Annotated in this window: 15 protein-coding genes and 1 tRNA gene; 11 read left to right on the top strand and 5 right to left on the bottom strand. The window is 64.8% G+C overall.

Going from position 1 to position 12,362, the window contains the following annotated elements:
* Nucleotides 1-224 precede the first annotated feature (224 nt).
* From CKO31_RS20680 to CKO31_RS20635, 10 genes are all read left to right on the top strand, one after another.
* A tRNA-Arg gene (locus tag CKO31_RS20680) sits at nucleotides 225-301 on the top strand.
* 648 nt (nucleotides 302-949) lie between these two features.
* On the top strand, nucleotides 950-1,837 hold the full coding sequence (locus CKO31_RS20675; protein ID WP_200241014.1) for a hypothetical protein: 888 nt from the start codon (nucleotides 950-952) through the stop codon (nucleotides 1,835-1,837).
* A 156-nt stretch (nucleotides 1,838-1,993) separates the two neighbouring features.
* Complete coding sequence (locus CKO31_RS20670; protein WP_200241013.1) at nucleotides 1,994-2,254, top strand: hypothetical protein; 261 nt, start codon at nucleotides 1,994-1,996, stop codon at nucleotides 2,252-2,254.
* A 425-nt stretch (nucleotides 2,255-2,679) separates the two neighbouring features.
* Nucleotides 2,680-3,543, top strand: a complete 864-nt coding sequence (locus CKO31_RS20665; protein WP_200241012.1) for an adenylyl-sulfate reductase — start codon at nucleotides 2,680-2,682, stop codon at nucleotides 3,541-3,543.
* A 39-nt stretch (nucleotides 3,544-3,582) separates the two neighbouring features.
* Nucleotides 3,583-4,065, top strand: coding sequence for an adenylyl-sulfate reductase subunit beta (gene aprB, locus CKO31_RS20660; RefSeq protein WP_200241010.1), 483 nt, complete (start codon nucleotides 3,583-3,585; stop codon nucleotides 4,063-4,065).
* The gene (gene aprA, locus CKO31_RS20655) at nucleotides 4,065-5,948 is read left to right on the top strand and encodes an adenylyl-sulfate reductase subunit alpha (RefSeq protein ID WP_200241008.1); all 1,884 of its coding nucleotides are present in this window, start codon (nucleotides 4,065-4,067) and stop codon (nucleotides 5,946-5,948) included. Before aprB ends, aprA begins: the two co-directional genes overlap by 1 nt.
* Nucleotides 5,949-6,182: 234 nt before the next feature.
* A complete protein-coding gene (locus CKO31_RS20650; protein ID WP_200241006.1) occupies nucleotides 6,183-6,533 on the top strand; it encodes a hypothetical protein in 351 nt (116 codons plus the stop codon).
* A 4-nt stretch (nucleotides 6,534-6,537) separates the two neighbouring features.
* Complete coding sequence (locus tag CKO31_RS20645; RefSeq protein ID WP_200241004.1) at nucleotides 6,538-7,047, top strand: FKBP-type peptidyl-prolyl cis-trans isomerase; 510 nt, start codon at nucleotides 6,538-6,540, stop codon at nucleotides 7,045-7,047.
* Between the two features lie 50 nt (nucleotides 7,048-7,097).
* Entirely contained in the window at nucleotides 7,098-7,418 is a 321-nt protein-coding gene (locus CKO31_RS20640) for a hypothetical protein (protein WP_200241002.1), read from the top strand.
* Nucleotides 7,419-7,583: 165 nt separating this feature from the next.
* Entirely contained in the window at nucleotides 7,584-7,745 is a 162-nt protein-coding gene (locus tag CKO31_RS20635) for a hypothetical protein (protein ID WP_200241001.1), read from the top strand.
* A 281-nt stretch (nucleotides 7,746-8,026) separates the two neighbouring features.
* Here the strand turns inward: CKO31_RS20635 and CKO31_RS20630 are convergent, their stop codons facing one another.
* A complete protein-coding gene (locus CKO31_RS20630) occupies nucleotides 8,027-8,524 on the bottom strand; it encodes an FKBP-type peptidyl-prolyl cis-trans isomerase (RefSeq protein WP_200240999.1) in 498 nt (165 codons plus the stop codon).
* Nucleotides 8,525-8,818: 294 nt separating this feature from the next.
* Here CKO31_RS20630 and CKO31_RS20625 point away from each other — a divergent pair, with 294 nt between their 5' ends.
* Nucleotides 8,819-9,550 carry a hypothetical protein gene (locus tag CKO31_RS20625; RefSeq protein WP_200240997.1) on the top strand — a complete coding sequence of 244 codons (732 nt, stop codon included), beginning with the start codon at nucleotides 8,819-8,821 and terminating at the stop codon, nucleotides 9,548-9,550.
* 257 nt (nucleotides 9,551-9,807) lie between these two features.
* On the opposite strand, the gene CKO31_RS20620 is transcribed toward CKO31_RS20625, so the two are convergent.
* The 4 genes from CKO31_RS20620 to CKO31_RS20605 all read right to left on the bottom strand — a co-directional run.
* Entirely contained in the window at nucleotides 9,808-10,137 is a 330-nt protein-coding gene (locus CKO31_RS20620; RefSeq protein WP_200240996.1) for a hypothetical protein, read from the bottom strand.
* Between the two features lie 19 nt (nucleotides 10,138-10,156).
* Nucleotides 10,157-10,777, bottom strand: coding sequence for an SOUL family heme-binding protein (locus CKO31_RS20615; RefSeq protein WP_306341767.1), 621 nt, complete (start codon nucleotides 10,775-10,777; stop codon nucleotides 10,157-10,159).
* Between the two features lie 157 nt (nucleotides 10,778-10,934).
* Nucleotides 10,935-11,885 carry a uracil-DNA glycosylase gene (locus CKO31_RS20610; RefSeq protein ID WP_200240995.1) on the bottom strand — a complete coding sequence of 317 codons (951 nt, stop codon included), beginning with the start codon at nucleotides 11,883-11,885 and terminating at the stop codon, nucleotides 10,935-10,937.
* Nucleotides 11,886-12,002: 117 nt separating this feature from the next.
* The coding region (locus CKO31_RS20605) for an ISAzo13-like element transposase-related protein (RefSeq protein ID WP_200240994.1) at nucleotides 12,003-12,362 on the bottom strand (360 nt) is incomplete at its 5' end.

The following is a 12,362-nucleotide window of genomic DNA, read 5'->3' as shown; positions in this document are numbered from 1 at the left end:
CCCGCGGCGCTCGTAGGGCGACCAGAGCCGCTGCCGTAGTTGCCGCTGATCCCGACGGGGGGATGCGCACCGTGGGAGCGGGGTCGCCGCCGCGACCCGCCGCTCATCGCGCCAGGGATGGCGCTCCCACGGCGCCCGTCGCCTGCCATGGACAACCGCGGCTGAGCAGACTATTCTTCGCAGTTCAGCAGCAAGCGCGGAAACCTCGCTGCCGTTCCTGCCAAGCGCCTGTAGCTCAGCTGGATAGAGTACTGCCCTCCGAAGGCAGGGGTCGCAGGTTCGAATCCTGCCAGGCGCGCCAACTTCCCCGTTTACCGACCGTGGCGTGGCGGCTCCGCGCACCAGGCGATCCAGCTCCGCCATGCATCCGCCAGCCAGACATCGAACAGCCAGACATCTACAGGGCTGTTGCCGCGCTCGGCGCGGCCTCCTCTAAAGGTCTCGCGACCTTGTTCGCAAACGGCATAGGCTGCACTGGCCTTCCCTGATCAGGTATCTAAGGCCAAGCGCCGACGGGCTTGCAGGCGTCGGTGCCGCCGCTCGCTTGCTCGGTGCGTGTCGCGTGCCGGTTGCGCAGTCCGGCTGGCGCATTGCCCGAGCCGTACGCCAGTGCCCACCGCCACTCAGCTATCCGGTGTCTGGCGCGCCTCGGCGAGGCAGCGCGGAGCCGCGCCGGGGCTGGGGTGGCTCCTTTGTGTCGGCGGAGCTTCCGGTTACCATGAAGCACGCTCACGAGCATTGGGGTTTCCGCGCAGATCTCGGCGCATAGGATGGAACCGCCGACCCTCGCATGGTGTCCACAAGACTCGTGGGGAGAGGACATTCAGCCGACCGTTCAGGCTTGTGACGATGGTGGGCGCGGCGGGGCCGATGTTGCCTCCCCGGCAGGCGCGGCGTGCAGGGGGCACTTGGCTCGCCTCAGACCCCTCCGACATTGATACCGGGTCCGATGATCACAGCGCACTCGCAACGCATCCTGCAGCCGTTTTCGGCGCAGGTGCAAATTGCCGAATCCGAAGGTGCCCGCGCACTTTCGATCGACGGCGATCTCTGGGAGCTCCAGTTCATCTACGCCAACGGCCGTGGCGGCGGGGCGAGCCCGGGGCAGCAGCGGGGCCGCTTTACGCGGGCGGCGCACATCCGGCATTGCGATCTCCAGCGCGTCATCGATAATCCCAGCACGGATGAGGGCGAAGTCGATCAACGCATTATCGAGCTGGCGCAATTCCTGCTTGGGGCGACGCTGCCGTTCGAGGCCGCCGACCGGTACGAATATTGGCTGCTGGATCCGAAAGACGATTCGCCGCTGGCCCTGATCTTCTCCTGCGTGGACGCATCGGAGATGGCCTCGTTTCCAAGGCTCACTGAGTGGACGGCTTTGCCGGCGGCCGTGATGCCCATCGACACCACCGAGGCCGAGCGGAGCCGATCCTACGGCCCGGTGAACTACCGGCTCGAGCGCAGCGTCGCCGAGCGCGCGGGCACCAAGCCCAAAGCGCGTTGGTTCACGCGCCGGTACCACGACGGTGAGGAGTTTCCGCCGTTTCTGATCCGCGAGGATTGGGAGGGTGACGAGCAGCGCGATCTCTGTCAGCGCTATCTCGCCCGCCAGGCGCCCCGTTTGCTGATGCTGCACGGCGTGGGCATGGAGGAGCGCCGGCGCATGGAAGAGGCCGCAAAGGCCAATGCCTTGGATGTCGCGCGCTTCTATCCCCTCTATCCGGAAGTGGCCGACCACCAGGTCATGGACAAGATCCGTATCGAAGCGCGACTGCGGATGGCGGCCGGCGAGACAGCCTATGCGATGGGACGCCGGGACGGGGTGCTGTACCAATGATGGCGTCGGCCTTGCATGCGCCGGGCTTTGGGCCTCGGCCCGAGCCGCAGCGGGCGCCGTTGTCTTGCGCTGGCGTCGGCGTAGATCGGGCCGACGGGAGGAGGCCCGCGGGTCGCGCCTGGGCCGTTGCACCGTCGCTGGCGTGGGTGTAGCGCGATGACAGGAGCGGGTCGCAGCGTCGACACGGCGAGCATCGAGGAATCCCTGGTGATGCTCGAGCGGTATCTCGGCGCCGAGGATATCCGTGCGGTAGTCGCTGTTTTGCAGGAGATGCTAGAGCGTCCGGAGGATGGCACCTTGCTGCCCCGGCTCTCGGCGGCTATCGATGACCTGGGCATCTTGCAGGGCGCCGTCCTGACCTACGCGCCCGTCATCGCGGGCCTGCTGTCCGACGACCCCTTCGACGACGGCGACTAGCCCCGAGGGGGTCTGGTCCGTGACGGCCTCGGAGGCCCGGCGGGGCCTAGGGAGTCGGAGCGGTGCAGAGTCGGCATGCGGCCGAGCGCTCGTGAGGCGCCTTACCGCGCGCGACGCCTCAGCATTCTGACCCTCCTGTCGTCAATCCTCGGGAAAACCGCTACCTAGGCTGGCGCAGCCCCGGTGCTCCGCACCCATTAGCCGCGGTTATGGTGCCCGAAAAATGTATGAGTCGCGCAGTATATGCTGAAAGGCTTAGACTGCGGGGTCGCTGTCGCCGGAAAGCGTTTCAAACCCGTCGATGCCCCAGTAGAGCGGTGAGATATTCGTTCCGTCGGCACAGCTTGTTGACCTGATGCAAGGGCGGCTCGGGTCATTTTTCCTTGAGGTAGTCAAGGACACCAGCCAAGTGGAGTCACCATCCAATGATCACAAGTAACCCTTTCGAGGTTCTATCTGCGAGCCTCCCGCTGGAACCGGGGGTCATGCAAGCCTATGTCGTGCTGATGGTCTTTCTGGTCATCGGCGGCACTTTGCTCGACGTCGTCCATAAGAAGAGTGGTCAATACTTCTTCGAGAAAGGTCAGGCGCTGAAGAAGATCGCCAAGCGCGAAGTCACCAGCGGCGAGAAGCTCGGCCTGGCCGTCAGCACCTTCACCAACGAGGTGCTCACCTCCAGCGAGTTCGAAAACCGCGACCGCCGTGTCTCCCACCTGTTCACCATGTGGGGCTTCATCTTCTTCGTCGTGACCACGGCCATGCTGATCTTCGGCCTGCCGGCCGCGGAGGGCGAGGGCTTCGCGCTGTCAGCGCTGCTCTGGCACTTGGGCGCCCTGTCCATCTGTATCGGGGGCTACTGGTTCTGGTTCAAGATCCGGGTCGATGTGCGCTCCGAGGGCAACGAGTGGCACAACGTGCACCAGTCCGACCTCTTCATCGTGTCGCTGCTGCTGATGGCCACCTTCGCGCTGGTCTGGTCTTTCCTGCAGGCCATCACCGGCGCCGCCTCGGTGCTCAGCATCCTCGCCTTCCTAGTCTTCATCGTTGCAGCCACCACGCTGTTCAGCACCATCCTGTGGTCGAAGTTCGCGCACATGTTCTTCAAGCCCGCGGCTGCTTTCCAGAAGAAGGTCGCGGTCGCCGATGGCTCGCATGACAAGCTGCCCGAGATTCCCGACCTATCCAGTGCCGAGTGCAAGGAGCGTTACCCTGACATTCCCGAGTACATGGGCGACAACCCGCCGAACATGGGTCTCGGCATCAAGCGCGAAGCGCCGAGCCACTACTGATGCCGAGCCGCTGACTCAAGTCACGCAGAGGAATTCAATATGCCAACCTTTGTTTACATGACTCGCTGCGACGGTTGCGGCCAGTGTGTCGACATTTGCCCTTCGGATATCATGCACATCGATCCGAAGGTGCGCCGTGCCTACAACATCGAGCCGAACATGTGCTGGGAGTGCTACTCCTGCGTCAAGGCTTGCCCGCACAACGCCATCGACGTTCGCGGCTACGCGGACTTCGCGCCGCTCGGCCACTCGGTGCGGGTACGCCGCGATGAAGAAAAAGGCGTCGTCGCCTGGCGGATTATTTTCCGCAACGGCGAAAAGGACATGAATCTCCTGGCGCCGATCACCACCAAGCCTTGGGGCAAGCACATTCCCCAGCTGGCCGACGCGCCGCCGCCGAGCCAGGAGGCCCGTGACAGCCAGTTCCTGTACAACGAGCCGAAATACATCCGGTTCGATGATGGCGGTCTGCACACGCTCGATGCGGCCGGGCTCAAACTCAAAACAGGGGTGTACGAATAATGGGCTACAAGACAGTTGTTGAGGACGGCATCGACGTCCTGGTGTGTGGTGCAGGCCTTGGCGGTACCGGCGCTGCGTTCGAGGCCCGCTACTGGGGCAAAGACAAGAAGATCGTCGTCGCCGAGAAGGCGAATATTGATCGCTCCGGTGCGGTGGCCCAGGGTCTGTACGCCATTAACTGCTACATGGGCACCCGCTTCGGCGAGAACAATCCGGAAGACCATGTGCGCTATGCGCGTATCGATCTGATGGGCATGGTGCGGGAGGACCTCCTGTTCGACATGGCCCGCCACGTGGACTCGACCGTGCACCAGTTCGAGGAATGGGGCCTGCCGCTGATGCGCAACCCCAAGACCGGTGCCTATCAGCGCGAAGGCCGCTGGCAGATCATGATCCACGGCGAGTCCTACAAGCCGATCGTCGCCGAGGCCGCCAAGAAGTCCGCCGACAAGGTCTTCAACCGCGTCTGCGTCACCCACCTGCTGATGGACGAGTCCAAGGACAACCGGGTGGCCGGTGCCGTCGGCTTCAACGTGCGCACTGGCGACTACCACGTCTTCAAGTCCAAGACGGTGGTGGTCGCCGCGGGTGGTGCGTCCAACATCTTCAAGCCACGGTCTGTCGGCGAGGGCGCCGGGCGCGTCTGGTACGCACCCTGGTCGTCGGGCTCCGCCTACGGCCTGCTGATCGGCGCCGGCGCGAAGATGACGCAGATGGAGAACCGTATCGTGCTGGCCCGCTTCAAGGACGGCTACGGTCCCGTGGGCGCGTACTTCCTGCACCTCAAGACCTACACGCAGAACGGCCTGGGTGAAGAGTACGAGTCCAAGTGGTTCCCGGACTTGGAGAAGATGGTCGGCAAGCGCTACCTGGACGTGGAAGCGTCGCACCGCACCCATCGCCCGATCCCGACCTGCCTGCGCAACCACGCCTTCATCAACGAGGTGAACGCCGGCCGCGGGCCGATCCACATGGTCACCATGGAGGCTTTCCAGGATCCGCACCTCGAAGAGATCGGCTGGCACAACTTCTTGGGCATGACCGTCGGCCAGGCTGTGCTCTGGGCGGCGACCGACGTCAACCCCAAATACGAGAACCCGGAGCTGACCACCTCCGAGCCCTACGTCATGGGCTCCCACGCCACCGGCTGCGGGGCCTGGTGCTCCGGTCCCGAGGATGTCTCGCCGGACGATTACTTCTGGGGCTACAACCGCATGACCACCGTGGAAGGTCTGTTCGGCGCCGGCGATGCCGTGGGCGGGACCCCGCACGCGTTCTCCTCAGGCTCCTTCACGGAAGGTCGTCTTGCGGCCAAGGCGGCCTGCAAGTACATCGACGACGGCAAGGCCGAGGGGATTCGCATCTCCGATACGCAGATCAACCAGCGCAAGGAAGAGATCTACAAGCCGATGGAGCACTACAAGATCTATCGGAACGAGATCACCGCCGGCTCGGTCAACCCGAACTACATCAACCCGCGTCAGGGCCTCGACCGTCTGCAGAAGCTGATGGACGAGTATTGCGGCGGCGTCACGGTCAACTACATGACCAACGAGAAGCTGCTGCACATGGGGCTGAAGAAGCTCAAGCTCCTGGAAGAGGACCTGGACAAGCTCGCGGCGGAAAACATCCACGAGCTGCTCCGCGCCTGGGAGCTGAAGCACCGCCATCTGACGTCCGAGGCGGTCATGCACCACACCCTGTTCCGTAAGGAGACGCGCTGGCCCGGTTATTACTACCGCGGCGACGCGATGCAGGTGGATGACGAGAACTGGCATGTGCTGACGGTGTCCCACCGCGATCCCGAGACCGGCGAGTACACCATGGAGAAGGCGCCCTGCTACCATCTGGTGGAGGACGAGCCCAAGGCCGAGGCGGCCTAAGCGCGGCCTGAAGCTGCGGCTCCAGGATCGGGGCCGCGGCTTGTGCTCCCGGCGCAGCGCACTTGCGCGACTAGGGCCAAGTGGGCCGTCGCCTGTGGCGGTATCGGTGAGCAGTGCCACGAATGCAACGCAGCGGCCAGAGGGCTACCGAGCCGCGTTGATTGTGTCAGACCCGCCGACTCGGGCAAGCGTCCGCTACAAGACACCTGAGACGCTGAGAGACAGCGACGGGAAATGAATATCAACGAGCAGACAGACGAAGAGATTCTGGAGATAGCCAACCCGCTATGGGATGAGCTGATCCAATATTCGAACAAGGGCCAGTACGGCAAGTTTATTAGAAAGTTCTCTTACCAATTACTCCTCGGCTTGAACGAGGTCGAGCTCGGTAAGCAGTTCGCCCACAGCGAGCTGTCCCGCAACCTAGTCGAAGAGCGAGACTTTCTGGGTCTCATCCGGCGCGGCGAGCATGTGACAGTTCTCTACCGCGTGCGCAGCACCAAGAAGGAAGGCGAGTGGCTGGGACGGATGGTGCTCGGCTATGAGAAAGGGGAAGTACGGATTTTCGCCGCCTCGATTTTTTAGCGCCATGTCAGACAAGATCCAACACAGCAAGTACGTCGAGCTCAAGTACCAGGTCCTCGACGCGAAAACGGGCCAGGAACTGACAGGCGTGGATTTCCCGTTGGGCTATGTGCACGGCGTCAACGACGTGCTGTCGTCGCAAGTCATGGCGGAGCTTGAGGGCAAAGGCGCCGGTGACACCATCGCGGTGGAGCTGGACTGTGACAAGCTGTTCGGGCCCAGGGACGAGTCCCTCGTCATTACGGACTACATCGAGAACGTGCCGGAAGAATACCGCGAGGTAGGCACCAGCATTGTCATGGAGAACGAGCAGGGCAACAGAAAAACCTTTCTGGTCACCAGGATCGATGAGACCACCCTGACCGTCGACGGCAACAATCCGCTGTGTGGACGGCAAGTGGTGTTCAAGCTCGAAGTACTGGAGGTGCGCGATGCGACGGACGCGGAGATCGCGGCAGGTGGCAAGGTCGAGCCACGCCCCGAGCTCGCAGGCGTGAAGCCCGTGCCGCTTTAGCAAATGATCGACGCGAGCGCCGGCGCGTGCTTGCGACAAAGGTGACAGACATGCAGCTAAACCTCGATCCGGCGTTGTTCGAAGAGCAACAGGTCCTCTTCGTCCGCGAGCTGGCCCAGAGCATCCGGGTCAAGCTGCAAGAAGCGGGCTTGGCCGGCCAACAGCTGGAGGAGACCACAGCGAGCATCGTCTTCAGTGTCGCAAGCGCGATCGATGACACCTCCGCGATTGAGGTCGACGGCACTGAGGTGCATCCCTACCTGACGTTCCGCACGGCGGACGACGCGCTGACCCACTGCGGTGAAAACGCGTATACGCACGAGTTCGTCTACGAGGTGCTGCAGAAGATGCATGAGCAAGGCTCCGCGTGAAAACGCGTGCAGAACGGAGCGATGCTTGACGCGGGGTATGGCCGGGCTTCCTCCAGCTCAACGGACGCGGATGACGTCGGAAATCTTGCTGTTCTAACCGGAGCGCCTCTGCGTAGTAGGCGCGCTCCATTCATTCCAACTTGGCATGTCGAGAGAGGGTGACCCATGAGTCAGCAGCCCAAGAGCAGACCGAAGGTGCCGGAAGGCAAGGCCCGGTTCTATACCACCAAGCAGATGCAGCCCAACGAGAAGGGCTTCGTGGGCTATCAGACGGTCTGGGACGACCTCCAGAAAGAGGTCGAGTACAAGACCCCGAAACGTCCCTGAGGGCGCTCGGCGTCATACGCGCGGCGTATGCGCCAGCGACTCGGGCGGAAGTGCCGTCTGCGACGCGAGCGGCGGGCGGTTGCGGCAGGGACGCCGCGCCCACGTCAACAAGGCGCCCGCCGGGGGCCTGAGCGGAGCCGCGTGGAGCATCCCGGCGCCGGTTGAGGTCCCCTCCGAATCGTTCTCGTCATTCAGCATCCGATTGCCCTAATCACAACGACGGCGAAGTCGATCCGTCTGCCGGCATTCGCCGCACTTTTTATGTCCAGCCGACACGGGGGCTAGCCTTCGGGAGCCGCTGGGGGCTGACCGCCATACTGCTGCTCCTCCGCCGTTGCGTCGCGGACCAACTGGATAGTCACCTGGTAGATGACCTCTCGGCCGCAGAGGGGATTGTTGCCGTCGAAGGTGATGGTGTCCCCTTCGATCTTGGTCACCAGAAAGCTTTTCATTTGACCGAGATTGTTCTCCATCAAGATCTGGCTGCCGACCTGGCGGTACTCCCGCGGGACCACGGCGACCTTCTCGGTGATCACCAGGGATTCGTCTCTCGGGCCGTAGAGCTCGTTGCAGTCCACCAGCAGGTCGACGCGCTCCCCTTGGGTCTTGCCTTCGAGCTCGCGGGTGATCATCGGCGCGAGAATCTCGTTCACGCCGTGCACATAGTTGAGCGGCCGTGTGATTTCGGTGAGGACATCGCCGGTCTTGCTGTCCCGTACGAGGTAGGTGAGCTCGACGTACTTGCCCTCGGCAATGGTGTCTGCGCTGGTTGCGGTCATAAAGGTCTCCGAAAGGATGCGACTGGTGAGCGGAGAAGCGACTTGCGCGCGGTGACGTAGCCCGCGGCGGCCGCGGTCGAGTCCGCATGTTGCGGCATGTCGCCTTGTGACAAGCCGGATGATCAGCGTTGCGGGGCGGATATGGCGCGAGCGCTCGACCCGGGGCTGGCAGGCGCTCGGCCCGGTTGAAAGACCGATGCGCCAGCGCAATGCTTGGCCGATCATCCGCGGTTCGCGGGCCATAGGTCGGCCCGTATTGATCGGCCGCCCATTTCTAGCAGCAGGTGATCCGCCGTGTCCACGCATGTCCTCGTGATCGAAAACGATGCCATTTCCGACCTCGCCTTGGAAGTCACGCAAGCAGTGCTCGCCAACACCGAGGATGCGGAGACCGTCATGGAGGGGCAATCGCCGTTGGCATTGGCGCAGGCCTTGTCGGACTTCTTCCAGATCGCCGGGGCTTTAGAAGCCGGTGCGGCTCACTTGGATCAGGACGAGCTCGACGAGCTCTGCGCCTATGGACTGGATCTGCTGGACCGGCTCGCCTTCCTGGTGCGCAAGATCGAGATCATGGACAAGCGTGACACGGTGGCGCGGATGTTCGCCGCCATGGGCGTCTGGGTGGCTCGGCGCGGCGCCACCATTGACAACCTCGAGGGGGTGGCCGACGGTTTCGGCATGATCGTGAACGCCACCAGCGCGACCGACGAGCTTCGCGCCCTGTGCGAGCTCATGGAGGAGGTCATTCAGGCGGTCTCGGTGCGGTTGCAGCTCGACGAAGACCGCGGTGACGCCTGGCGGCCCTGGCGCGTCATCAATCTCAACGCCGGCATCGCCGCGACCCGGTCCCTCGACCCGGCGCTGATGGAGCGCACCTTCGAAAACATGGGCCGGCGGCTGCCCTACGACATGCCGGCCTTCCTGGCCGACGGCATGCACCAAGCCGCCTTCCAGAACGTCCCGAACACGGTGAAGGACGTCATGCGCCGGCATATGGAGAAGTGGCCGGCCAACGCGCCCCATTAGGGACGAAGCGCCGAGGCGCTCGGCGACTCTCGACTTGCCGCAGCCACTTGCGGCGTCGACAAAGCCCTCAACAACCGCTTGCAGGATGCTGCCCCGCTCACCGCCTTGCAGCCGTGGGAGCCGCATCCTTGCCGCGACGGGCGCCGCCAACTGACGCCCGTGGGAGCGGCATCCTTGCCGCGACAAGGGCGCCTGGCGCCAAAGCTGGCCCACCCGGGAGCACAGACTAGGCGCCGGCCGAAGCTTTACGGGCACCCTCAGTCGAGCGCCAACCGCCGGGCCGTCACCAGCATGGCCACCAAAGGATGATGGGACCACCGCAGCCGGCCCTGACGGTTCCGGTGCTCGACGGTGCCGAGCGCTCCGCTCGGGCTCGAGGTGCCGATCCAGTCGGCAGCGCGGGCGGGCTCGGTGGCCATGAGCTCCTCGTACCACCCGTCCCGCAGCGGCATGGCGACGCCGCCGGTGCGCTCGTAGCACGTCTGGTTATAGGTCGCCGCGCCCGCCCAAGCCGCCGCAAGCAGCCGGTTGACGCAATCGTTGGACGCATCGGCAGGGAGCTGCCGCCGGATGTCGACGTTGGCCACGGCCGCGGCTGCGCCCGGCTCAGTCGGCGGCCACGTCCAACAGGACCTCGTTGCGCCGCAGCGGGCCCGGCGTGAGCGGGTCATTGTAGTAGGCGTAGACGGGCTCGGAGGTGATGTCCAAGCCCTGGGTGCTGATCCAGTCCTCCAAGCGCTTACGCTGCTCGGCGGTGCGCGCATCCGTGGTGCGCCCGCTGAAGCGCACGGCGGCGACGCGCCGCGGCGGCAGCTCGCTCAAGCGCACGTCCGCGTTGGCCGGGTCCGGCAGGCCGGCGCTCACGGCCTCTTTGGGCATGATGAAGCCGACGGTCCACTGCGAAGCACCGGCCGCCGCTGAGCCCGGCGCCGCCGGCTGCTGGATGACCGGCGCAGTCATGGCGATCTTCTCCCCGGGGCGCTCCTTGGCGAAGATGTAACGCGCCAGCGGGCTGAAGCCGGCGCTCAGGGCCTGCTTGCGCGCGCCGCCCCGGCGCACTTCGGCGACGGTGAGCGCCGGATAGTCGCGCAGCTCGAAGTCGCCGTCCTGGCGCACCAGCGTATAGTCCGGCTGCTCGACGTTCTGGACCACGTAGACGAACACCAGCAGCCCCGCGACGGCGAGGACGAAGAGACCGGCGGCGACGAAAATCACTGTCTTCAACATGCGGTTCGGTTGTTTGTGTTGGAAAATCAAGCAAGCCTTTCGCTGGGCCGCAGGGTCTATCCCCCAAACAGGCACAACGCTCGGCCGTCTGCCGTGGGAGCGGCGTCCCGCCGCGACTCGTGTCCATCGCGCCGAGGGCGGCGCTGCCACAACGCCGTCATCGGGCGATTGCGCCCTCAGCCTCCAGCAACGCCAGCATTCGCTGTAGGTCCTCCCACCCCTTCGCCTTCTGCTCCGGCGAGCGCAGGTAGTAGGACGGGTGATAGGTCACCAGCAGGGGCGTGCCCGTCGGCGCACAGCGATGGAGGCGCCCCCGCAGCCGGCCGACGGACTCGGTGGTGCTCAGCAGATTGCCGGCAGGCACCCGCCCCAGGCAGACGATGAGCTTGGGTGCCACCAGGGCGATCTGCCGCTCCAGATAGGCCCGGCAGGCGCGGGCTTCATCGGCGCTCGGATCGCGGTTATTCGGCGGCCGGCACTTGACGATGTTGGCGATGTAGACCTGCTCGCGCTTGAAGCCCGCCGCCGCGAGCATGCGGTTCAGCAGCTGACCGGCGCGGCCGACGAAGGGCTCGCCCTGGCGGTCCTCGTCGGCACCCGGCCCTTCGCCGATGAACATCACGGGTGCGCTGCGGTCGCCGACGCCGAAGACGGTCTGCGTCCGCCGCTCGCAGAGTCCACAGGCGCGGCAGCCGGACACCGCCTGCTCCAGAGCCGGCCAGTCCATGGCGGCGACGGCGTCGGCCCGGGACCCGTCAACAGCGCCTTCCGGCAGGTCCGACGGCGGTATCGCCTCGGCATTGTCCGCCGGCAAGCCGGCGAGGTCGGCATCCGTCCAGGGTGGCGGGTCGTTGTCGGCGCGCGGCGTCTGTGGCGGAGCTGTACTCGGGGGCGGCGGCGTCTCGCCTGTGGCCACGGCCGCGGACGGCACTGCCGGTCCGACGGGGGCGTCGGTGGTCCGAGCCGGCGGCATCGGCTCAGCGTTGTACGCTGGGGCTGCCTCACTCGCCGTTGCCGGCGGCGGCGCCTCGGCGGGGGCTGTGCCGCGCAGGCGCCACACGTCAATGCCCATGGCACCGAGATAGGCGAGGCGGCGGGCTTCGTGCATGGATGCCTTCAACCTCGGTCGGCCGCGCGAGTTAAGTATACCGTCTCCATAATGCGGCTGGGCGCAGTGTCAGGCGCCGGCGAGGCGTGAGGCGGTTTCCAGAAAATTTTATACCGCTCATGCGGGAGCGCAGGCGGGTCGGATCAGGATATCCCACTTCGGCAAATCGGGGTTGCGCAGCAGCCGCGCTTCGACTTCGCGCCTGGCCTTGTTGGTTAGGGTGACCCCCTTGGCGTAGACCTCGCGTGAAAGGTTCACGACGGGGTGAAGACCTTTCCAGGTCATGGTTTTGGCCCATTCGAGCATGGTGTCGGCATCGAGCAGTTGGGCGCCGTTCCAGTGTTGTTCGAGGATGCCCCAGCAGCGCTCGATCGGGTTGTACTTGCTGTGGTAAGGCGGAAAGTAGAGCAGTTGTATCGGCTTGCCGATGGCATCGGCGAACTGCACCATCCGATAGAGGAACTGCGTGCGCTGTCC

It is taken from the genome of Thiohalocapsa halophila, assembly GCF_016583825.1.
GTDB classification, from domain to species: domain Bacteria; phylum Pseudomonadota; class Gammaproteobacteria; order Chromatiales; family Chromatiaceae; genus Thiohalocapsa; species Thiohalocapsa halophila.
The sequence above is the reverse complement of the archived record's forward strand: the minus strand, read 5'-3'. Positions and strand labels throughout refer to the sequence as shown.